16 protein-coding genes are annotated in these 22,090 nt (G+C 62.9%); 12 read left to right on the top strand and 4 right to left on the bottom strand.

Annotated elements, in window-relative coordinates; genetic code table 11:
* The 4 genes from tssI to tssH form a co-directional block, all read right to left on the bottom strand.
* On the bottom strand, positions 1 to 965 hold a 965-nt coding region (tssI, locus tag BLP76_RS04760), incomplete at its 3' end, for a type VI secretion system tip protein TssI/VgrG (protein WP_139163687.1).
* A 63-nt stretch (positions 966 to 1,028) separates the two neighbouring features.
* Entirely contained in the window at positions 1,029 to 1,619 is a 591-nt protein-coding gene (locus tag BLP76_RS04755) for a hypothetical protein (protein ID WP_139163686.1), read from the bottom strand.
* Positions 1,620 to 1,731: 112 nt separating this feature from the next.
* Positions 1,732 to 2,208, bottom strand: coding sequence for an Hcp family type VI secretion system effector (locus tag BLP76_RS04750; protein ID WP_092809956.1), 477 nt, complete (start codon positions 2,206 to 2,208; stop codon positions 1,732 to 1,734).
* Between the two features lie 43 nt (positions 2,209 to 2,251).
* Positions 2,252 to 5,050: a type VI secretion system ATPase TssH gene (tssH, locus tag BLP76_RS04745; protein ID WP_092809953.1), complete on the bottom strand. Its 2,799-nt coding sequence runs from the start codon at positions 5,048 to 5,050 to the stop codon at positions 2,252 to 2,254.
* A gap of 258 nt (positions 5,051 to 5,308) precedes the next feature.
* Between tssH and tssA the strand changes: the two genes are divergently transcribed.
* Genes tssA through tssM form a run of 12 tightly spaced genes read left to right on the top strand, consistent with a single transcriptional unit; the run spans position 5,309 to position 22,038 of the window.
* Entirely contained in the window at positions 5,309 to 6,427 is a 1,119-nt protein-coding gene (gene tssA, locus BLP76_RS04740) for a type VI secretion system protein TssA (RefSeq protein ID WP_207145355.1), read from the top strand.
* 53 nt (positions 6,428 to 6,480) lie between these two features.
* Positions 6,481 to 7,008 carry a type VI secretion system contractile sheath small subunit gene (gene tssB / locus BLP76_RS04735; RefSeq protein ID WP_092809951.1) on the top strand — a complete coding sequence of 176 codons (528 nt, stop codon included), beginning with the start codon at positions 6,481 to 6,483 and terminating at the stop codon, positions 7,006 to 7,008.
* Between the two features lie 18 nt (positions 7,009 to 7,026).
* Positions 7,027 to 8,505: a type VI secretion system contractile sheath large subunit gene (tssC, locus tag BLP76_RS04730; protein WP_092809949.1), complete on the top strand. Its 1,479-nt coding sequence runs from the start codon at positions 7,027 to 7,029 to the stop codon at positions 8,503 to 8,505.
* Positions 8,506 to 8,561: 56 nt separating this feature from the next.
* Positions 8,562 to 9,962: a type VI secretion system contractile sheath large subunit gene (gene tssC / locus BLP76_RS04725; RefSeq protein WP_092809947.1), complete on the top strand. Its 1,401-nt coding sequence runs from the start codon at positions 8,562 to 8,564 to the stop codon at positions 9,960 to 9,962.
* Positions 9,959 to 10,789 carry a type VI secretion system accessory protein TagJ gene (locus tag BLP76_RS04720; protein WP_092809945.1) on the top strand — a complete coding sequence of 277 codons (831 nt, stop codon included), beginning with the start codon at positions 9,959 to 9,961 and terminating at the stop codon, positions 10,787 to 10,789. Before tssC (BLP76_RS04725) ends, BLP76_RS04720 begins: the two co-directional genes overlap by 4 nt.
* Entirely contained in the window at positions 10,782 to 11,291 is a 510-nt protein-coding gene (gene tssE, locus BLP76_RS04715; protein WP_092809943.1) for a type VI secretion system baseplate subunit TssE, read from the top strand. Before BLP76_RS04720 ends, tssE begins: the two co-directional genes overlap by 8 nt.
* On the top strand, positions 11,284 to 13,059 hold the full coding sequence (tssF, locus tag BLP76_RS04710) for a type VI secretion system baseplate subunit TssF (RefSeq protein ID WP_092809941.1): 1,776 nt from the start codon (positions 11,284 to 11,286) through the stop codon (positions 13,057 to 13,059). The genes tssE and tssF overlap by 8 nt, the downstream gene beginning before the upstream one ends.
* Positions 13,056 to 14,093, top strand: coding sequence for a type VI secretion system baseplate subunit TssG (gene tssG / locus BLP76_RS04705; RefSeq protein WP_092809939.1), 1,038 nt, complete (start codon positions 13,056 to 13,058; stop codon positions 14,091 to 14,093). Before tssF ends, tssG begins: the two co-directional genes overlap by 4 nt.
* Complete coding sequence (locus BLP76_RS04700) at positions 14,083 to 15,618, top strand: FHA domain-containing protein (RefSeq protein ID WP_092809937.1); 1,536 nt, start codon at positions 14,083 to 14,085, stop codon at positions 15,616 to 15,618. The genes tssG and BLP76_RS04700 overlap by 11 nt, the downstream gene beginning before the upstream one ends.
* Entirely contained in the window at positions 15,615 to 16,955 is a 1,341-nt protein-coding gene (tssK, locus tag BLP76_RS04695) for a type VI secretion system baseplate subunit TssK (protein WP_092809935.1), read from the top strand. Before BLP76_RS04700 ends, tssK begins: the two co-directional genes overlap by 4 nt.
* Entirely contained in the window at positions 16,952 to 18,514 is a 1,563-nt protein-coding gene (tssL, locus tag BLP76_RS04690) for a type VI secretion system protein TssL, long form (protein ID WP_092809933.1), read from the top strand. The genes tssK and tssL overlap by 4 nt, the downstream gene beginning before the upstream one ends.
* Positions 18,511 to 22,038: a type VI secretion system membrane subunit TssM gene (tssM, locus tag BLP76_RS04685; protein ID WP_092809931.1), complete on the top strand. Its 3,528-nt coding sequence runs from the start codon at positions 18,511 to 18,513 to the stop codon at positions 22,036 to 22,038. The genes tssL and tssM overlap by 4 nt, the downstream gene beginning before the upstream one ends.
* The last annotated feature ends 52 nt before the right edge of the window (positions 22,039 to 22,090 follow it).

The raw sequence follows: 22,090 nt of genomic DNA, 5'->3' as shown, positions 1-22,090 counted from the left end.
CGGTCGTGATCGGCCTCCGACGCCTGCATACGGAGCTTTTCCATGCGCTCATGCGCGGCCACATCCATGGCGCGCGCCGGATACTCATAAAGCTCGCGTTTGGCATTCTCCGGCAGCTCGACGAGCGAGGGCGTCTCGGCCGAGGGCACCGTGTTCGGCGTCTCGAAGTTCCAGTCTGCGCCGGAGCGTTTGCCCGACACATAGGAATAGCGCCGCCGCCATGCGTCGATGCGATTGCGGTCGGATGATCCTTGCGCGATGCGCATCGCCGCCTCGCCCTCAGCCGCCGCTGACGGCTTCGACCAGGCGCTCTGGTGGTCGCCCACCATCAGCTTGTGCCGGCCCTCCTCGTGCTCGAACCAGTAGAACAGGCCATCCTCTTCGAAGCGGCGCAGCACATAGGCGAGGTCCGTCTCGTTCCATTGCACCGAATAATGCTGCGCCGGCGGATTGAGGATCACCCCGGAAAAATCCGGCGCCGTCAGGCCGTGCTCGGCAAACAGGAGCTCGCAGACCTCCATCGCCGTCTTGTCGAGAAAGATGCGGCAGTCGGAACGCCGCGACAGAAGCCACATTTCGGGACGCAGCGTCAGCGTGTAGGAGCGCACGCCGCGCGTCACCATCGGCCCCTCGTCGAGATCGGTGACGAGCGCGTTGAAGGGACGGCGGATCTTGGAATCCTCGCCGCCCCCGCCGCCGAAGCCGCCGCCCTCCTCGCCGGCACCCTGCTGGATCTCCACCAGCACGTCGATCCGCCGCCCGATCAGTTCGCCCGGCTCGACCGCCTCGCGCTTGGCCCTGACCACCAGCTCGATGGAAAAGAGCTCGTTCACCCCTTCGACGATCGTCGCGCGTTCCGGCAGAAGCACATCCTCGCCCAGGGGCGAGACCACCTTCAGAACACGCCCGGCCTGGATGAAATCCGAAGCCGAACCCGTCTCGATCGTATCCGTCAGGTCGTCCATCACTTTCTCCAGTTAGCGCGGGCCAGTTGGCGCAGGCCGTTGCCCGCTCTGCGAGCCAGCCAATCAGCCGACCAAGGCCTCGCGATTGCCGAAGCGACGCAGGAACTCCGGCAGCAGACGCGCCCGCTCCGGGCTCTCGATCACCTCAAAGCGGCGCGTGCGCGTGTTGTAATAGGCGGCGGCGAGCGGCGGCAGGTCGCCGCGCTGGACGAACGGCACCATCGGGTTGCCGTAAAGCACCTTATCGGGCGCCGGATCGTCGCCGACGAGATCGACGAAAGGGGTGGCGAAGTCGACGAGCTTCTTCTGCATGGCGATGGCCACGACGACGTTCTTCTTGCCCGTATAGGCGTGCAGCACCGAATAATTGCCGTTCGGACGGCTGGTGATCTGCTCGCCGGGCTTCAGCCATTCGGTGACGAATTCACGGATGCCCGGCATATGATCGAGCCGGCGGCCCTCGAAATAGACGTCCTCGGCTTCGACCAGCGTGTAGACGTAGCGCATGATCTGCACATGCAGCGTCTTGGCGACGGTGATGCCGCGCGTCTTGAGGCTGGGACCGGCCATATTGGCCACACTTTCCGTCGACGTGTATTCGACGATGAGGTGCTGCGCGGTCGGCGACACCTTTTGGATATCATCAAGCGCCATCGCGAATGGCCTCCCTGCGATCAACGGGATATCGCCCGCGCGCTGTGCGTCCGCGGGCAGGTAGCCGGCCGCCAGCCTCATGCCGGCGGCCGGAGATCGGTTGAGGCAGACGTTACGCCGCCTTCGTCGTCGCCAGATCGTAGGAGGCGATCATCGGCGATTGCGGCGTCTGGTTCTCGTCATAGGGCGTGTACTTCACTTCCATCTTGGTGAAGTTCAGCTTGATCGTCTCCACCGGGCGATCGCCCGAGGAATCGATCGAATAATTCGCGATCAGCGTGTTGGTGAGCGTGTATTCGAGATAGGTGTTTCCAGGATTACCCGTCGTCACCATGTGGATCGTCGCCCTCTTGCCGGTGGACCCGGAACAGGCCTCCTGAAACAACTTGGTCGCCGAGGAATCGCTCACCTTGGTCAAAACGACTTCCGAAACGGTTGGCTCGGAGGCTTCGCGGTTCGCAGCCGAGCCGGCCGACGTATTCATATTGCGCGACACGTTCCAGTGGATCGCCTCGATATCCATCCACTTGCGGTGCTGCTCGTGAGTCGCATCGCCTTGGATACCGTCGATTTGGAGATAGATGGGCATGACGTCTTACTCTCCTGTTATCCTCGTTGGGACGAAAAAATTGTCAGGACGCGGATGCCTGACGGCGTTTCGCGGCGTCCGGTCCGCGCAAGGCGGTGCCGGGCATCACGCGATCCGACGGCTCGTCTTTTGAACCGCCGAATTCTTGCTCTGGCTCGCCATAAGTCGGCTCGACGCCGAAGCCTGCGATCTCGTCGTAGCCGACGCTCACCCGACAAACGCGTCGACCTTCAAGCGTCGACTGCAGAAAGAGGCTCGAAATCTGCGGCAGCAGATCCCGGCCGATCATCGCCTCGATCACGCGCGCTCCCATTTCGCTGGCGCGCGCGACCGACACCAACCGATCGCGGGCCGCATCGCTCAGCGCGAGCTCGGCGCCGTAGCGCTCAGCGACGCGCTCGCGGATCTTCTCCAGCTGCAGCGCCACGATCTTGGCGAGCGCCGCCTCATCCAGCGGCCGATAGGGCAAAATGGTGGTGCGGCCGAGGAATGCCGGTTTGAAATGCCTCTTCAATTCCTCGGCAATGAGCGCTTCGAGCGCATCTCCGGCCGGCATTGTGTCTGGATCTTCGGCAAGCTGCGCTAGGAGTTCCGCGCCACTGTTCGCGGTCATCAGGATGGTCGTGTGCTTGAAATCGACATCCCGACCTTCGCCGTCGCGCAGCATTCCCTTGTCGAAGACCTGGAAGAAAATGTCCTGGACGCCCGGATGGGCCTTGTCGATCTCGTCGAGGAGGAGAACCCCGTAGGGGCGGCGACGCACGGCCTCCGTCAGTACGCCGCCTTCGCCGTAACCGACATAACCGGGAGGCGAGCCGAGAAGCATCGAGACCTTATGCTCCTCCTTGAACTCCGACATGTTGATCGTCGTCATGTGCTGTGGCCCGCCGTAAAGAAGATCGGCCAGAGCCAGCGCCGTCTCGGTCTTGCCGGTGCCGGACAAACCGACGAGGAGGAACACAGCGGGCGGGCGACGCGGATCCGACAATCCGGCACGGGCAGAGCGCATTGAGGCTGAGATCCGCTCAAGGGCCGGATCCTGGCCGATGATGCGCTCCTTCAAACGCTCGTCCAGCGACCTGACCGTAGCGATGTCATCGGCCAACAGCTTGCCCACCGGGATACCGGTCCAGCGGGCGACAACGGCGGCGACGGTGTCGCCGTCGACGACACGTGGCACCAAGGGGTCGGCTCCGGCCTCCTCCTTCATCCTCCGCTCGGCCTCGGCGAGCGCGTCCTGAAGCGCACCCCGATCCTGCTCGCCATCCAGAGGCAAGGCCACGATTGCATCATCATTTTCCCGTGCATGGCGGGGTGAGGATTCGTCGTTCGAGCCGCTCTCCCGGCCCGGCTCGGAGCGAGCAAGCAGCGCCTCGATCCGATCGGCATCGTCGGCGAGCCGGCGCTGGGTCTCATAGCGCCGCTCGACATCGGCGATCGTCTCTTCAAGCTCGCCCTGCCGCGCCAGAATGGCGGCGAGCCGCTCGCTTGCCTCGGTGTTCGCCGGTTCGCGCGAAAGCCACCGATGTTCGGCATCGAGACGCTGTTTCTCAGCCTGCGCCGCGCGGATTGAATCTGGCAAGCCATGGCGGCTGAGCGCGACGCTCGCGGCCGCCGTGTCGATGAGGCTGATCGCCTTGTCCGGCAATTGCCGGTCGGGAATGTAGCGCGCGGACAACGAGACGGCGGCGGCCAGCGCGCTATGGCGGATGACCACCCCATGGTGCGCTTCGAACCGATCGGCGATGCCGCGCAGCATGGCGACGGCGCGGCTTTCGTCTGGCTCGTCCACCTTGACGGCCTGAAAGCGGCGGGTCAGAGCCGCATCCTTTTCGATATAGCGCTTGTACTCGGAGAAAGTGGTCGCTGCGAGCGTGCGCAACTCGCCTCGCGCCAGCGCAGGCTTCAACAGATTGGCCGCATCGCCCTGGCCAGCCTGAGCCCCCGCCCCCATCAGCATGTGCGCTTCGTCTATGAACAGAATGATCGGCTCGGGGCTCGCCTTCACGGCATCGATCACACCGCGCAGCCGCCTCTCAAACTCGCCTTTGATTCCGGCGCCGGCCTGCAAGAGGCCGAGGTCGAGAGACAGGAGACGGACGCCGGCCAGCTGTTCCGGTAGCGCACCAGAGACGATCTCGAGCGCCAGCGCTTCAGCGATCGCGGTCTTGCCGACACCCGCCTCGCCGACAAGAATCGGGTTGTTCTGACGCCTGCGCATCAGGACGTCGACCACCTGCCGCAGCTCGCGCTCACGTCCAATCACCGGGTCGATCTGCCCCTCGCGTGCCGCCACCGTCAGATCCTGAGTGTACAGAGCCAGAAAATCGTCGCCCTTACCGGCTCCGGCGGCCAACGGCAGCACGCGCGCGTCTTCCTGATCGCCTCCCGCCGCCAAAAGTTCAGCGTCCAGCGCCTCACTCGACAGAGCCCTCAGGGACGGTGCGGCGCCTCGCAGAATCGCCCGCAACGTCGGCTCATCCAGGAGTGCCGCGAGCAAATCACCCGACGAAATTCGGGATCGACCATATTGCAGATTGGCGAGCGTGAAGGCTTCCCGCGCCCAAAGGATGAGGTTCGGCGAAAGCGTCAGCGATTGTCCGTCGGCTCGGGGCAAATCATCGAGCGCGAACGTCAATTCGCGCCGTGCCGATTCAACTGAAACGCGATTACGATCAAGCAGTTCCTGCACCTCCCGCTCATCGAGAAGCGCGGAAAGCCAGTGGGGGATGTCCACCGTCACATTAGATGATCCGGCCGCAATTACAGCAGCTCTCTCCAGAGCTGCCCGGCAAACCGAATCTAAATTCTCTATAATTTTATCTATGCTGATCCGCGACATGGATAAATCACTCGCCCACCAGTCAGGCCGCTATCATCGCGGGCAGCCCATTTCAAGAATATGGCAGAATTAAAAAACTCCAAGATATTTTTTTTTGCGAAAGCCGTCTTTACTGACGAGATATTGGCGATAAAACAATCTTTCCTGAGCTTCTGCGCAGCGACGTTTTCGCCGCGTAGGGGCCCATGTTTCAGAAGGGTCGCTCTTTGACGGCCTCGTCGATTAGGTTGCGCTGTAATCCGAGGTTGTATCGTGCATTTGGACATTCCTGCCATCACGGCCACGTTCGATTCACGGACGCCATGCGGTGGGAATCCACGCAGCTCTCCGGAGACACGGGAGCTCTATTACCGGATCAAGGACAGCCGGAACGCCGCTCGCAGCGAAGAGCGTTCGATCGCTCCCGGCGAGCCCATCCGGCTATCTCAGAAATGGCGCGAGGTTCATGAGCTCGCAAACGACATCCTGATCAACCGCGCGAAGGACCTCGAAATCCTCGCTTGGCTCGCCGAGGCTCAATTGCGGCTGGAGGGCTTCGCGGGGCTGCGCGACGTCTTCACGGCCATGACAGCGCTCGTCACGGACCAATGGGATCATCTGCACTCGGTCGGCGATGGCGACTTGGAGGACAAGGTGGCTCCGTTGGCCGGCTTGAACGGCATCGGTGGCGAGGGCAGCCTCATTCAGCCTGTCCGCCTCACCCCTCTGGTCCCAGGAGCGCATTTCGGCGAGCACAGCCTGTGGGATTACCAATTGTCGCAACGCGACGACAACGCCGACCGGAAGGAGGCGCTGGAAGAAGCGGTCAGCGAAGCCGGAACCGGCGCGATGGCCACCCGCCATCAGGAGGCGATGGAATGCCTGACCGCGTTCAACGAACTGGTGGCGGTCGTCGATGAGCGGTGCGGCGCCGGCGCTCCAGCGAGTTCCAACACGCGCACTGTCCTCGCCGAGGCAGCCGCTGCTATTCGTGTCCTCGCTAACCTCAAAGACGATAGCGCGGCAGCGGCCGACGAGACCGGCGCACGCCCCTTTTCCAAGGCAAAAGAAGAAATCTCGCAGCGCACGCCCGGCAACGGCGCGGATGAAACCGAGGGCGCTGTCGAACTGTCAGCACCCAGGATCGGGTCTCTGGTCATCGGATCGCGCGATGATGCGTTTGAGGCGCTTGGGCTGATCGCTCGGTATTTCCGCAGGAGCGAACCCCATTCGCCCATTGCGGCTTCGATTGAAACGCTGGTGCGCCGCGGGCGGATGGATTTCGTCGATCTGCTCGGCGAGCTTTTGCCCGATCCGGCAACTCGCAAGCAGGTGCTTACGGCCGCCGGCATCCAGCCACCTAAAGCTGGGGCCGAAAACGGCGAGGCCGCATCGTGACCATGGCGAGCATGTCGTCGCAACGTCCGTCAATTGCTTGAAGGAGCGAACCAATGGAAAGCGTCCACCAGAAACTGGAAAGGGTCCGCAAGCCGAGGGTCCACATCAAATACGAGGTGGAAACCGAAGGCGCGATGGTGGTCAAGGAGCTCCCCTTCGTCGTGGGTGTCCTCGGGGACTTTTCCGGCGATCCGACCGAACCTCTAAAGCCGTTCGGCGAGCGCAAGTTCGTGCAGATCGATCGCGACAATTTCGATGAGGTGATGCGGCGCATGACGCCAGGCCTCAACCTCTCGGTCGAGAACACGTTGGCGGACGACGGCACCGACATGCAGGTGTCGCTGCGCTTCGATAGTCTTGCCGACTTCGAGCCAGGCGCCGTCGTCAATCAAGTACCTGCACTGAAGGCTTTGCTCGATGCTCGCAACGAATTGCGCGACCTGATGAGCAAGGCCGATCGCTCTGAAGATCTGGAGCGGCTTCTGGAGGACGTTCTGCAGAACAAGGGCGACCTCGACAAGCTTGTCGGCGAACTGTCCACGCGCCGACGGACCGAGGCGACCAGTCGTGAGCCCGAATAGAGTCGAGGGAGACCTGACATGAGCCAGGAAACGCAACTTGAGCCGAAGGCAGAGGTCGCGGTCGAGGAGGAAAATCTTCTTGCCAAGGTCGTCTCCGCCACCCGGCAAACGACGCCCGACCGTGCCGAAAACCTCTTGCGTACCCTGACAGATCAGGCGCTCAAGGGAACAGTTGTCTACGACCGCAACCTCACCGTCACACTGAACAAGGCGATCGCCGAGATCGACCACGTCATTTCGCGTCAGCTCGCTGCCATCATGCACACGCCTGAGTTCAGCAAGCTCGAGGGGACATGGCGTGGCCTTCACTATTTGGTCAAAAACTCCGAGACCAGCGCCAATCTCAAGATCCGCGTACTCAACGCGACCAAACGGGATCTGACCCGCGACCTCGACAAGGCCGTGGAATTCGATCAGTCGCTGCTATTCAAGTCGATCTACGAAGATGAGTTCGGCACGCCCGGCGGCGAGCCCATGGGCGCACTCGTCGGCGACTACGAATTCGACAATTCATTCGAGGACGTGCAGCTCCTACAGGGCATCTCGGCAATCTCGGCAGCATCGTTCGCGCCTTTCATCGCCGGCGCCAGCCCGAAGATGATGGGCTTCAACGATTTCCGGGAGCTGGCTCGTCCACGAGACCTCGAGAAGATCTTCGAGACCGTGGAATACACGAAATGGCGCTCCTTCCGCGAAAGCGACGATTCTCGCTTTGTGGCACTCGCCATGCCTCGGGTTCTCGCCCGAATGCCCTATAGCCCCGAGACGGTGCGCATCGACGAATTCGCTTTCGACGAGACCGACGGCGCGAAGGGCGCAGAACTCCCGCACGAGCATTATTGTTGGATGAACGCCTCTTATGTCATGGGCACACGGCTCACCGACGCCTTCGCAAGAAGCGGCTGGTGCACGGCAATCCGCGGTGCCGAGAACGGCGGCAAGGTGGAAAACTTGCCGACACACGTTTTCGCCAGCGACGACGGCGATATGGATTTGAAATGCCCGACCGAAGTTGGGATTACCGACCGTCGCGAGGCGGAGCTCGGTAAGCTCGGTTTTCTGCCGCTGTCGCACTACAAGAACACCGATTATGCGGTCTTCTTCGGCGCGCAGACCGCCCACAAGCCGAAGATCTACGACCTGCCCAGCGCCACGGCCAACGCAGCGATCTCGGCACGGCTTCCCTACATGATGGCGACCTCGCGCTTTGCCCATTACCTGAAGGTGATGGGACGCGACAAAATCGGCTCGTTCATGGAAGCCGATGATGTCGAGAACTGGCTGAATCGCTGGATTTCAAATTATGTGAACGCCAACGAGGAAGCCGGCGAGGAGTCGCGCGCAAGCTACCCCCTGCGCGAAGCCAGGGTAGAAGTTCGCGAAGTCCCGGGACGGCCAGGCTCCTACAACGCAATCGCCCATCTTCGGCCATGGCTGCAGCTCGAAGAGCTGACCACGTCGTTGCGCATGGTCGCGCGTATTCCATCGAAGGGTTAGAGGCTCGACTTGGACCGGCCTTCTTGGCGCCGGTCCGGCCAGTCGCGGGGGGCGACATGGATACGACTGGCAATTCGGAATGGCGCAACGAGGTCGTTCGGCTGATCGCGCGCATCGACATTGCGCTCGAACGCCAAGTGAACGCCATTCTCCATCATCCAAGGTTCATGGAGATGGAGGCGCGCTGGCGTGGTCTGGCCCTCGTCGTGCGCACGGCGGCGCGCAGCGAGGAGGTCAAGGTGCGCATCATCTCGGCAAGCCGCCGAGAGCTGGCGCGCAGCCTGGAGCGGGCGGGCGATTTTGACCAGAGCCATCTCTTCGAGCTCGTCTACAGCCGGGAGTTCGGTATGCCGGGGGGCGAGCCGTTCGGCCTTCTCATCGCCGAATACATGATTTCGCCGGGAGACAGTGGTGAAGAAGGCGACCCGATCGGGATGCTGACCGCCATCGCCAGCGTCGCCGCGGCGGCGTTCTGTCCAGTCGTGGCCGGCGCTTCACCAAATGCGGCCGGCCTCGGCCATTTTCGCGATCTCAATCGCGTGCAGAATCTGGCGCAGGCGCAGAGTGACCCTTCGATGATCCGTTGGAACACGCTGAGAGCACATGACGATGCGCGTTTTCTCGGGCTAGTGGCTCCGCGGATCCTTCTGCGTTCGCCACATCGTGCCTACGCTCGCCACCGCGACGACGGCTTTCCATTTCGCGAGACCATTGCGGCCGACGCGTCAACGCTTCTCTGGGGCAACGGCGCCTTCGCCTTTGCAATGGTCGTGATCCGAACTTTTATCGAAACCGGCTGGTTCGCAGATCTGCGGGGCGTCAGCCAGGACCGGATCGATGGCGGCATGCTTGGCGCAGCCGAGCTTCAGCCATACGACTTTGCCACAGAAAGCGGCGGTCTCTCCGCCCAGCCGCCGGTCGAGGCGCGCATCACCGTCCGACAAGCACAGCAATTGTCCGATCTCGGCATCGTGCCAATCGAGACGATCTATCTGTCGTCCGGCATCGTATTCAACTCCAATCAATCACTGCACGCACCACCGCACCATTCCAGCGAGAGCGTACGCCAAAACGCGCGGTTGGCCGCAATGCTGCAATATGTGCTCTGCGCCTCGCGCTTTTCGCATTATCTGAAAGTGATCCTGCGCGACGAGATCGGCCGCCTGTCCGATGCGCCGACAATCCAACGCCGACTGGCGGACTGGTTGGCCGGCTATACGCTCGGCAACGACGACGCCAGCAGCGAACTGCGCACACGCTTTCCTCTACGCTCTGCCGGCATCGAGGTCGGCAATCTTCCGGGCAAGCCGGGCAGCTACATCTGCACCGTGCGTCTGCAGCCACATTTCCAACTCGACGACGTCACCACGAGCTTCCACCTCGTCGCCGAGACAGAGGCCGAGACCGCCCGACCTCAACGCGGCGAGGCGGGTCCCGAGGAAAGGATCTTCGCATGATGATCGCCGACACAATCGCTGACTATCTCGATAAAAATGCTCTCGAAGAGGCGATAGAGCATGCGGGTGCAGCAGTCCGCGAAACTCCACAAGACCGAAAGACACGCGGACTCTTCATCGATCTTCTCATTCTGGCCGGCGCCTATGAACGCGCCGACAAACAATGCGCTCTGGCCACGTCCCTAGATCCGGAAGAAGCGGTAGGCCTAGGCCGGCTCAGGGCCGAGTTACGCGCCATGGCTGCGCGCGACGCTTTTTTCGAAACCGGGGCCGTGCCTGATTTTCCGGGCGGACCAAGCGAGCGCGACCAACTCGCGCTGAAGCTCTCGATCGCCCATCGTGAGGCCGATCGGGATACGGCCTTGGCCACGCTGGAAGCCCTGGAGACGGCTCGCGGCTCCCAAGCGATGACGGTCAACGGAACAGCTGTCCAGGATTTCCGGGATTGCGACGACCGCATTCCCCACGCCCTGGAGGTTCTGACGTCCGGCGGCGCCTATCTGTGGATCGACTTTGAGCGAATCCAGACACTTTCGGTGGCGCCGATGACGCGGCCGCGAGATCTCGCCTTCCGTCCGGCAGAACTCGGCCTCACCGATGGCAGTGCCGGACCAATTCTTCTGCCGATCATTTATCATGGCGCGGATGCCGGACCAGCTCTGCGGCTCGGTTGGGAGACCGCGTGGGACGAATGTCCGAGCGGAATCATTGTCGGGCGTGGCCAGCGCTGCTTCCTTGCAGGCGATGCGCTCATGGCCGCGCGCGAGATCGAAAGCCTCGGTCAGGCTGCAGGTGATACAGGCGCGGCGGAGGCAAGCTATGGCTGACCCTCTCGACCGTTTTGTGCCTGGTCGCGGCAGCATCTCGCAGCCGCTGCTCGACCGTCTGCTCGATGCCGAGCCGGATCGCGACGAAGACCAACCATTACGGCCGGTGGACGAAGTGCGTCGCTTGCGCGAGGCGATACGCCGCGATCTGGAGGCGTTGCTCAATACACGCCAGCCCCCGGTTTCGCCGCCTCCCGGTCAACCGCATCTGGACAGCGCACTCACCTCCTTCGGCATCGAAGGTTTCGTCGGGGCCAGCCTCGGCTCGCCCGCCGCCAAAGCGCGTTTCGCACGGGCGATCGAACGGCGCATCGAACTCTTCGAGACGCGGCTGTCCAACGTCCAGGTCACCGTTCTCAAGGGTCGCGGCGACGGCGACCGCGCGTTGCGGATGCGCATTCAAGCTCACTTCCGGGTGAACGAGGCAATGCCGCCGATCCGCCTGGAATCGATGGTCGACCCCTCCACCAACCGCATCGAGCTCGAGGCGCCCGGTGACTGACGGTTTTTTCGCACGTTATAACGAGGAACTCGACGCGCTGCGCCAGCGTGCCTCCCGCTTTGCTGCGGCGTTTCCGAAAGTGGCCGGGCGCCTGCGACTGACAGGAGAGGTCGCCGACGATCCTCATGTGGAACGACTGGTTCAGAGTTTCGCCTATTCGGCGGCACGCGTGCGCCAGAAGCTCGACGACGAGTTTCCTGAGCTGACCGACGGACTGCTCGAAACTCTCTATCCGCACTACCTCGCACCCATTCCCTCCATGTCCGTGGTGCGTTTCGAGCCGGATGCAAATCTGGCGAACGTGCGGCTGATCCCGCGCCATTCGGAGATCCGCGCGGAACCCGTGGGCGGAGAGAGCTGCCGCTTCCGCACCACGCAGGATGTTCCCGTCGCGCCGATCAAACTCACTGCCGCGAGCCTCGCTGGCCAGCCATTGGATGCGCCGGCTCCCCATCACGGGGCGGCCTCCTGTCTTCGACTGTCGCTGCGCGCTCGCAGCGGCCAAGGCGGTATTGCCGGTCTAGGCCTCGACCGGCTCCGCCTGTTCCTGGCTGCCCCTTGGCGTCAAGCAAGCGCCCTCGCCGAACTTCTGATGAACCACACGCTGGGAATAGCGCTCGCCCGACATTCGGGAGATACAGAGCCGATACTTTTGCCGGCGTCGAACCTCAGCCCCATTGGCTTTGGCGAGGGCGAAGGAATGCTGCCCTATCCGGCCTCAAGTTTCGTCGGATACCGGCTGCTCACCGAATTCTTCGCCCTGCCGCAGAAATTCCTGTTCCTCGATGTTCATGGGATCGGGGACTGGACCGGCGATGCCGTCGAGATCTTCGTCTATCTCGATCAGACGAATAGCGCGCTGGAGCAGTCGGTCTCCGCCCGTGATTTTGTTCTCAACGCGTCGCCTGTGGTCAATCTGTTTCGGCAGAGCTGTGAGCCGATCACGCTCGATGGCACCCGCACCGAATATCGTCTCTTGCCGGATTCGCGCCGTCAGAAGACCCGCGAGATCCAATCGATCGATAGCGTAAGCATCAACGAGCGGAGCGGCGCCAGCCACCGAATCCAGCCCTTTTTCGGACGCATGCGCACCTCCGGTCCGCCGGTCTTCTGGCAGATCACCCGCCGCTTCGACGAAGAGGATCGTACCAGCGACGTCGACATCTCCTTTGTCGACGAAGCCAGGCGAATGACCGGGCCGCTCGACGCCGTGGCGAGTGTGGAAACCCTGTGCCTCAACCGGGATCTACCCGAGCACCTGCCTTTCGGCGGCGGACATCCTCGCCTTGAGTTGGTGGATAGCACCGACGGCGTCGGTGCCGTGGAGGCATTGTTGCCGCCGACGCCCTCGGTTCGGCTAACTGACACCGATGGGCGCAACTGGCGGCTCGCCTCCCATCTCCTGTTGAACCATCTGTCTCTGGCCGATCGCGGTGGCGGCGCACTGAAAGATGTTTTGAAGCTATATGCGTTCCGCGACACTCCGGAAACACGTCAAATCATCGATTCGATCTCCGGCATCGAGGTGCGGAGTGCGACGGCACGGATCGCCGGCGGCGGCATGGTTCCAGGCACAGAAATCGATCTGACCTTCGACCCTGCAATGATCGACCGTCCCTCGGCCTATCTGTTCGCCGCCGTTCTCGACGACTTCTTCGGCCTTTACACCGCCATCAACAGCTACAGCCGACTCACCGTTCACCTGAGGGGCCAATCGCGACCGGTTGCCCGGTTCCCTGCCCGCGCCGCGGAAAGGCCGCTCATATGAGCGCCGTGCAAGAGAGCAGCATCGTGACGCCTGAAGGGACGGAGCAGGTGGACGACCTGTCACGCCTGCGCCAGCGCCTGGTCGAGGAGCCCGGCCTGTTCGAGCCCTCGACAGCGTTCCGTCTGGCGGCAGAGGAAGACGAGGTTTCCATCACCTCGCCCTTTGGCGTGGCTCCGACTCCGGTGCCGGTTGTGCTTGAACAAGGCCGCAACGGCACGATTGCCGCCACGACACCGGTGTCGGGCCTGATCGGCCCGCTTGGTGTGTTGCCGCCTTCGTATGACGAAGCGGTGATGCGCGAAGAACGCAACCGCTCGCACGCATTGCTTGCGTTTTTTGACATCTTCGGCGCCCGATGGGCAGCACTTTTCTTTGCGGCAGCGGAGAAGTACCGCCTCGCCAGACGGCTGCGCTGGCGTGGGCGTGTTGCCGGTAACGCGTTCCTGACAGCGCTGTTCTCGCTGACCGGCTTCGGGACGCGCGGTCTCAAGGAGACGAGTGGCGTCGATACCGACGTGATCCTCCGCTTTGCCGGTTTCTTTGCGCAGCGCACCCGCAACGCTTCCAATTTGAGAGCAATGCTCGCCGACTTTACGGGCGTCCCGGTGAAGATAGAGCAGTTCCGCCCACGTTGGCTGACGGTTGCCGAGCACGACCGCACCGCAATTGGGCCGACCGCTCGCCTTGGCGTCAACACGATGGCCGGCACTGCCGTGAGAGACCGTTCCAGCGGGTTTCGGATCGTGCTCGGGCCGCTGGACTATCGCGATTATTGCGCGTTTGCACCGGGGAGCGCCGCAGCCGCCGAGTTGGTCGCGCTGACGCGACTCTTCGTCGGAATCGGGCTGACCTTCGACGTTCAGGTGATCCTCAAAAAGGAGCAGGTCCCATTTTGCCAATTGGGCGGCGCGGACGCCGCCCAGCCGCGGCTCGGCTGGAACAGCTGGGCACGCGTTGCCCCGGCAGGGCGAGACAGCGACGAGGCTTTCTACACGGCGGAGGCCGGTGAGAGAGGAGCCTCGCATGCGGCTTGAGCTGCGACAGACCGGAGGACCGCAGCTTCGAGCCCCGCGTCGGCCCTGGTCGTTCGAACGCGGTCATCGCAGCCTCGGCGGCAATCCAGACTGCGATTGGGTCATCGAGGATCAGGACGGCACACTCTCCGATTTTCACTGCATCATCAGCCGCGATCGCTCATCCTTCGTGGTCGAGGATCGCAGCGCTCATGGCATCCGCGTCGACAGCAACCTGTTGCGCCAGGGCGAGACGGCGCGCCTCGCATCCGGTTCCGTCATTGCGTTCGGCGCACTTGTCTTCGAGGTGGCACTCTACGGAGAAGCCGAGCCTGATCTGGATGACCCCGACGCCAACTTACGTCTCAGCGACGAGGCGCCGACCATTTCCGCGATCCTGGCCGATGTCGCGCCGGGTCGCCAGCGGGGAAGTGGTCTCGGCGGCGCCGCATCTTGGGATGACGGCGAGCCCTCGAACCGTAGCCGCAATAATGCACCCGATAGGCGAGACACCTTCTCAGTCCCCTCCTCCCGACAGGTTGAGATCGGCTGGGGCGGACCACCCGAAACAGACGCAACGCACCCGCTCCTGCCCAACGACTGGAATGCCGACGCTGGCGGCGAGTATGCCAGCAATATCGAGCACCGGCCCGCCCTAAGCACAGCGGTTCCGCGCATGGGCGCGCGGCGGCGCCGGCGTGCACCCGACCCGACTGCCGGTATTCCTGACGACGCCTTCGATGCCCTGGCGCCCCCTCGACCGGAGGCGGGGGATACGGATGGCGTTTCGACGCCGGCGAGCCGGACGGAGACGCCAACCGCACCGACGTCCGAGAACACGGCGCTTTCGACGTCAGGGCCGGATCATGAAGTCGAGCAACACGCGCCGTTAGCCGAAAGCGACCCGGCCGGGCTTGAGCCCGAGAGATCGCCGGATGTGACGCCGGTGGCTTCAGCGGGGCAGCCCGCCCCGGACCCTACAGACCGGGCTATTGCAGATATCCTCGGGCCTCCCCGAAAGGCTGGATCAATCCCGGCCGAACACCCCGATCAGCCGACGCAGCTCGGACAGACGGGGCAAACGGCCGAGCCGCCGCGCGCCAGCGGACATATTGGCGGGCCCGATGTCGGACCTAACGTGCTGACTCTCCTGCGCGACTGCGAGGATTCGCTCGATGAAGTCTGCCGTCTATTCGGCATCGAGACCGGTCATGCCAACGCCGGACCGCTCCGCAGACAGGCAGACATCGGCTCTCGCATCGCGGCTCTGACACAGCGCCAGACCAAACTCCGCGATGAGATGGAGCGATTGCTGCGCGAGCTCGGACCGAAACTGGAGCCCCGAGCGCTCGAAGCCCGGGTGGATGCCGGCGCGGGCACAGTTCTGCCATGGCCACGCCGCGACTACTGGCGCGCCTATCGTGCGCAGTTCCGGCGGGATGGCCGCGATCTTTCGGTCCAAGAATTTCTAAAGTCTCTCATCGCAGGCGATGAAGACATCGATACCGCCAGTAGCGTCGAAGACAGGTTGAAGCGAAGCCAATGAAGGACGAAAACCGTGTCGCGTGGAGCGAGGGCATGTTCCTTCGCGTACAACACTTCCAGCAGGCCGACCGCTGGACGGAGCGCCTCGTGCGCACCTCCAGTCAGGAAACGGTCGCCTATCCCTGGGGCATCTCCGAGATCGAAATAGATCAAGGCGCGCTCGCCGTCGGCCAATTCGCCTTGTCCCGCATCCGAGGCATTTTGCCCGACGGCACTCCGTTCGAGGCACCGGGCGACGCCGATTTGCCTCCGCCGATCGCGCTTGAGGAAACGGCAAAGCAGGAAATCATCTATCTGGCGCTGCCCGGACGGCGCCCCGGCCGCGCTTATTCGGTCATAGAAGCCGGCGACGCGCGCGCCGGCGTCAGACTCGCCGCTTCGAACTTCGACGCGCCCGATGCAAATCTCGATACCGACTTCATTGCGCCGATCGATATCTCCCGACTGAACCTGCGTTTCCTGAAGACCGGCGACGAATTGGCTGGTTACGATCTCATCGGATTGGCCCGTGTCGTCGAGGTTCGTTCCGACCGGGCCATCATCCTCGATCCCGAATATCTGGCCCCATGCCTGAACTGCGCGGCCGAACCACGCCTCGCTGAACTCATCCGCGAACTTCTCGGCATCGTGCGCCATCGCGCCGAGGCCATCGCGGACCGCATCGGTGATCCAACGATCCGGGGCACGGCCGAAGTCGGCGACTTTTTTCTTCTGCAGATTCTCAATCGCGCAGATCCGTTGCTAGCCCACATCGCGGCGAATGCGACCCGCCTCCATCCTCTCGTGTTCTACGAATTCTGCATCGGGCTGGCCGGTGAACTCGCCACCTTCACCACAGAGGAGAAACGCGCCGCCGATTTTCCGCCCTATCGCCACGATGACCTCAAGGCGACGTTTGCCGCCGTCTTCGATGATCTGCGCACATCGCTCTCTGCCGTGCTGGAACAGACGGCCGTCGCCATCGATCTGGTCGAGCGTCGGCATGGCGTTCGGGTTGGAACGATCCCGGACCGGTCGCTTCTGGCCAGTGCGGGCTTTGTCCTGGTGGTCGGCGCCGACATGCCGGGCGAGGAGATCCGCCGGAAGCTGCCCGCGCAGATCAAGGTCGGCCCGGTCGAGCGCATCGTCGAACTCGTCAACGTGGCTCTACCCGGCATCCCAGTCCGTCCGCTGCCGGTGCTGCCACGACAACTGCCTTACCGCTCCGGTCGGGTCTATTTCGAACTCGACACCGGCTCGCCGCTATGGCGCCAGCTCGACACGTCAGCCGCCATTGCGCTGCACCTGGCGGGAGACTTCCCCAACCTTGAAATGGAACTGTGGGCGCTACGCGAATGAGCGACCTTCCCTCTCCAGGCGATCCGAACGACGCCAACGCCGAACCGAGCCGCACCGGAACGCAGGATGACATGGCGTTCGATGACATCCTGGCATCTGGCAAGGAGGCAGGAGCGTCTGTCGAGCCTAGACCGGCCACGGGCTGGTCGGCGGCCGCCATTATGCGCGACTTCCGTTTCGGCGGCGAAGAGGTGCCGGTTCTCGTCGCGTCGGCCGCTCCGCTTCTCAATCTCGCTCACGAGCTCCGCCAGCGTACCAAAGCCCCGGACATGGACGAGATGCGCGGGGCAGTGATCGATGCCGTGCGACGTTACGAACGCGATCTGGCCAGCGCCCGCATCAGTCCAGAACGGGCGCGCGCCGCCCATTACGTCGTATGTGCCACAATCGATGACGTGATCCTGTCGAAGCCGTGGAGCGAGCGGATGGGCTGGGCCCGGTCCGGCCTCGTCTCGACCTTTCACATGGACGTCACCGGTGGGGACCGCGTCTTCGATCTGCTCGACCACTTTCATCAAAGCCCCGGCGCCAACAAGGATCTGCTTCTCCTTATCTATCTCTGTCTGTCGCTCGCCTTCGAGGGCCGCACGCGGGTTTCGCCGCGAGGCACGCTGGAGCTGGAGCGCATCCGCGAAAGCCTCTACCGAACGCTTCTCGGCCAGTACGGTGTCTTCGAGCGCGAACTCTCGCCTCATTGGCGCGGGGTGGTGGCTCGTCACAAGCCTTTGCGCACAGCTACGGTGCTTTGGACACTGCTGGCATGTCTCGTTCTGGCGCTCGGGCTAAGTTATTTTCTGTTCACTCTCTGGCTGAACCAGGATTCCGACGTGACGGCACGTCGCCTGGCTGATCTGCCGCCGAGCGAAGCGCCGAGCCTCGCCGCCATAGCTTATCGGAGCGAGCCCGAGATGCCGCCGGAGGTGGATAAGGAGCCACCAGCGAAGGAGGAACCGGTTACGCGCACGGCCGTGGTCGAGCAGCCGGAGCCCCCAGAAGAGCCGACCCGCCTCGACAATCTCTTGGCCTTTCTACAGCCCGAGGTCGACGCTGGCCTCGTGACACTATCGGACGCGAACGGCCGACTGCGCGTGCGCATCGCCAATTCAGGCTTGTTCGAGACGGGCAGCGCCGACGTGAACCCCGATTTTCGCGGCCTCATCGAGCGTATCGGCGGCGCGCTGTCATCGGAGGGATTCAAAGCCATCGTCGTCGGGTACACCGATGACGTGCCGATCCGCACGGTTCAGTTCCCCTCAAATTGGGATTTGTCGGAGGCACGCGCGAAAGCTGTCGGCGACATTCTCGCTCTCTACACCGGGCCGGACGCCATCACCACAGAGGGACGTGCCGACAGCGATCCGCTCGCCAGCAACGACACACCTGAGGGGCGCGAAATGAACCGGCGAACCGAGATCCTCGTCATGACCGACGCGGCGGCCCGGCTCAACCAGACGTCTTCGGGCACGCCGGCGCAGGAAGGCGCGCCACCGATCGCCCCCTCCGACCAGCCCGAAGTGCCGGCTCCGGCCGCTCTTGAAGGCGGAGACAAGACCCAATGAACCCGCTGAGCTACTTTTACACGATCCGCTCCTACGTCGACGCCTATTCCGGCTTCATCGGCCGCCGATTCCTTTCGGTCATCTGGGTCGTCGCGATCGGGTTCGTCATCTGGTTCTACGGCTATCTCCTCAAATTCGGCGATTTCCAACCGCTGGCGAGTGCGGGCAATCGCATCATTGCCATCGCGGCCGTGCTCGCCGTCTGGCTGCTCTATCTCGGCGTCTCATTTTTCCGCTCGCGGCGGCGCGACAATGAGCTGGTCGAAGGCATCGAACAGGATGCCGAGGCGCTCGCCGAGGGCGAGCGGACCGCCGAGGTAGATGAAATACGCAGTCAGCTCCGGCAGGCCCTGGCTCTCTTGCGCCGCGTATCGCGCAAACGCTTCGGCTATATCTACGAATTGCCCTGGTATGTGCTTTTCGGTGCGCCGGGCTCCGGCAAGACCACAGCCATCACTCATTCCGGCCTGACCTTCCCGGTTGGCATGGCCGAAGGGGAAGGCACACGCGGCATAGCCGGCACGCGAAGCTGCAATTGGTGGTTCTGCGAGGAGGCGATCCTCGTCGACACCGCTGGCCGCTATACAACGCAGGACGATCTGTCCGGCGCGGCCAAAGCAGGGTGGGACGGTTTCCTCAATCTCCTGCGGAGATATCGCCGCTCACAGCCAGTGAACGGCGTGTTGATCACCTTGTCGATCGCCGACCTCGTTGACCGCCCTCCCGAAGCACGGCTGGAGGAAGTTCGCGCCATCCGAAAGCGCCTCAATGAGATGGACGAGGTGCTGAAGGCTCGCATACCGGCCTATCTGGTCTTGACCAAAGCTGATCTTCTGACCGGCTTTATCGAGTTCTTCGACGGCTTCAACCGGTCCGACCGGGAACAGGTCTGGGGCATGACCTTCGACCTGGCCGACAGCGATAAGGCCAAAGACCTGCCCGAGCGCTTTCTCGAAGAATTCTCGCTCCTGCAGGAGCGCGTCGGATCCATGTTGATCGAGCGCCTGCAGCAGGAGCCCGATGTCGCGGTGCGCGGTCGCATCTTTCGCTTTCCAGCCGAATTGTCGGCACTGAAGGATACGGTGCACGAGATTCTTGTCGAACTCTGCTCGGGCTCGAAGCTGGTGGAAGCGCCATTGGTGCGCGGCGTCTATCTCGCATCGGGAACTCAGGTGTCGGAAGGCGAACGGGGATCGTCCGCCCAGCCGATCCCTCGGATGCGGCGCAGCTATTTTCTTACCCGGCTTTTCAAAGACGTCATTTTCGGCGAGGCATCACTCGTCAATCGCGATCGGCGTCTGTCGTCACGCCAGCGCATGTTGCGCCGGATAGCCTACGGCGCAGCCGCCGTCCTTCTGGCTTTCGTGCTCACAAGCTGGACGCTTACCTATTTTCGGAACACGGCGGCCCTCGCCCAGGCTGAAGAACGGATTGACGCCTACCAGGACGCAGTCAAAGGCATACCCGTTCGAAATGTCGACGATGCGGACTTCCTGCGCGTCCTACCCGCCCTTAACAGTCTTTCCGCCATCACCGACAGCTTCGAGCGTACCAGCGTTTGGCCGGCCAGCTTTGGGCTCGACCAGCGGCCTAAGATCGAAAGCCGCCGACGTGCGGCTTATCAGAGAGCTCTCAACGCACTTCTGTTGCCGCGCCTGTTGGTGCAGCTTCAGACCACGCTGCGCGAAAGCGATGATCCCGCCGCGCTTTTCGATGCACTCAAGCTCTATGGGATGCTGGGCGGCCTCGGCAGTCTCGATCCCGACTACGTCGTCTCGCAGTCGAAGCGGCTATTCTACGAACTCTATCCCGAGGAGGGGCGAGCAGGCGTGCGCGAGGCTCTGGCCGCGCATACACGCGCCATGGCGACGGGGACTTTGCCACCGCTCACTCTGGACACCCGACTGATTGCCGAGGCGCGGTCCAAGATCGCAGACCGCAGCTATGCGCAGCGGGCCTTCGATATTCTCGCGGCGAAGCCCGCAGCACGCACTCTCGCTTCTTTTGTGCCTGCCGATGCCTTGGGCCCCGTCGGCGAGCGAGCTTTTGAGCGAGCTTCAGGCGACAGCCTGCGCGCAGGTATCGACGGACTTTATACCGGTAACGGCTACCGAATGGCCGTGTTGCCATTCCTCGGCGAGGCGGCCAGCGAAGCCTTGAGCGAAACCTGGGTCCGCGGTTCTTCGTCGACCGTCCAGCCGACGACGATCGATGCCGTGTCGAACGCAGCACTCGACATCTACTTCGATACATTTCGGCAGCGCTGGTCCGAGCTTCTCAGCGACATCAGAGTGCGCCCCGGTCAGACATTGGCAGAAGAGACAGAAACCACGCGGCTCCTGACGACCGACCCCGGCCCAATTGAGTCCCTGGCTCAAGCCGTTGCCAAGGCGACCGACCTTCGACCAATCGCTGCAGAAGGCAAGACCACCGAAATCGGCGAGACCGCTGAAGCGGTTGCGGCCTCCAGCTCGGCCTCTCCACTTGCGCTCGCCAATGCGCCAGATCCATACGGACCATTGCGCGCAGCCTTGGAAGTGCCGGAACAAGCCGACGGTCCGAACGTCGGCACAACCTCGACCTCTGCCGACGCAGGGGAGAGACAGTCGCAGATCGCCGCGCTCCGGCCTTTGATCGACACGATTTATCAGCAGCTCTCCCGCGCATCGACGTCGACAGCGGCCGTGGCCGAGGTTTTCAATGCGGAGGGCGAACTTACCAAGGCGAACCAGGACTTGCTGCAGACCGCCCGACGGTTGCCCGAGCCGGTTGCCACTTGGATGGCAGGTCTCTCCGCCGATATCAGCGCACTGGCGGTTAAAACGGCTCGAACGAGCGCCCGAGAAGCCTGGGCGAGCAGCGGAGCAAATCTGTGCGCGGCCGCCGTGACCAATCGCTATCCCTTCAACCGCGATTCGCCGAACGATGTGTCGCTCGCCGACTTTACCCGACTGTTCGGACCGCAAGGGCTTTTCGCGACGTTCTTCGAAGAGCGGCTCGCGCCCTTCGTCGATACCTCCGCGAGCCCTTGGACGTGGCGCGGGACCTTCGGTGCCGATGGTCTGGAAGCGCAGGCGATCACGCAATTTGAGCACGCTCACAAGATCCGCCGCGCGTTCTTTCCGCCCAACAGCGACGAGCCGTCTGTGGCGATCAACGTGGAACCCGTCTCGCTCTCGGAAAACGCCAACGCGGTCCTGCTGGAGATCGAGAATGAGCGTGTCGTCTATTATCACGGACCAAAGATCGGGAAGACGATCCGTTGGCCGTCAAGAGAGGCCGACAATCAGTCGCGCATTGCATTCCAGCCCGGAGACATCAGCCAAGCGATGACGCGCACTGGAGACTGGTCGCCCTTCCGGATCTTCGATGAGGCGACGATCGTTTCTCATCGCGATGATTTAATGCAGGTGCGCTTCAACGATGGCCCACGCCAGGCGGTCTTCGACGTCCAGTTCGGGTCCGTTCTCAATCCTTTTCAGCTGCCCGCTCTGAGCGAATTCCAATGCCCGTCGCAATTCTAGCAACCGTCGACAGCGACCGTATATTTGGTCCCCATGCCCTTCCTCGTGATCC

Origin of the sequence: Afifella marina DSM 2698, from assembly GCF_900102695.1 — a bacterium.
GTDB classification, from domain to species: domain Bacteria; phylum Pseudomonadota; class Alphaproteobacteria; order Rhizobiales; family Afifellaceae; genus Afifella; species Afifella marina.
The sequence above is the reverse complement of the archived record's forward strand: the minus strand, read 5'-3'. Positions and strand labels throughout refer to the sequence as shown.

Coding starts and splice junctions, on each gene's coding strand:
- tssB (WP_092809951.1), top strand. CDS start 6,481: ATGGAAAGCGTCCACCAGAAACTGGAAAGGGTCCGCAAGCCGAGGGTC.
- tssK (WP_092809935.1), top strand. CDS start 15,615: ATGAAGGACGAAAACCGTGTCGCGTGGAGCGAGGGCATGTTCCTTCGC.
- tssM (WP_092809931.1), top strand. CDS start 18,511: ATGAACCCGCTGAGCTACTTTTACACGATCCGCTCCTACGTCGACGCC.
- tssC (WP_092809949.1), top strand. CDS start 7,027: ATGAGCCAGGAAACGCAACTTGAGCCGAAGGCAGAGGTCGCGGTCGAG.
- tssG (WP_092809939.1), top strand. CDS start 13,056: ATGAGCGCCGTGCAAGAGAGCAGCATCGTGACGCCTGAAGGGACGGAG.
- BLP76_RS04720 (WP_092809945.1), top strand. CDS start 9,959: ATGATGATCGCCGACACAATCGCTGACTATCTCGATAAAAATGCTCTC.
- tssE (WP_092809943.1), top strand. CDS start 10,782: ATGGCTGACCCTCTCGACCGTTTTGTGCCTGGTCGCGGCAGCATCTCG.
- tssH (WP_092809953.1), bottom strand. CDS start 5,050: ATGTCGCGGATCAGCATAGATAAAATTATAGAGAATTTAGATTCGGTT.
- BLP76_RS04750 (WP_092809956.1), bottom strand. CDS start 2,208: ATGCCCATCTATCTCCAAATCGACGGTATCCAAGGCGATGCGACTCAC.
- tssL (WP_092809933.1), top strand. CDS start 16,952: ATGAGCGACCTTCCCTCTCCAGGCGATCCGAACGACGCCAACGCCGAA.
- BLP76_RS04700 (WP_092809937.1), top strand. CDS start 14,083: ATGCGGCTTGAGCTGCGACAGACCGGAGGACCGCAGCTTCGAGCCCCG.
- tssC (WP_092809947.1), top strand. CDS start 8,562: ATGGATACGACTGGCAATTCGGAATGGCGCAACGAGGTCGTTCGGCTG.
- BLP76_RS04755 (WP_139163686.1), bottom strand. CDS start 1,619: ATGGCGCTTGATGATATCCAAAAGGTGTCGCCGACCGCGCAGCACCTC.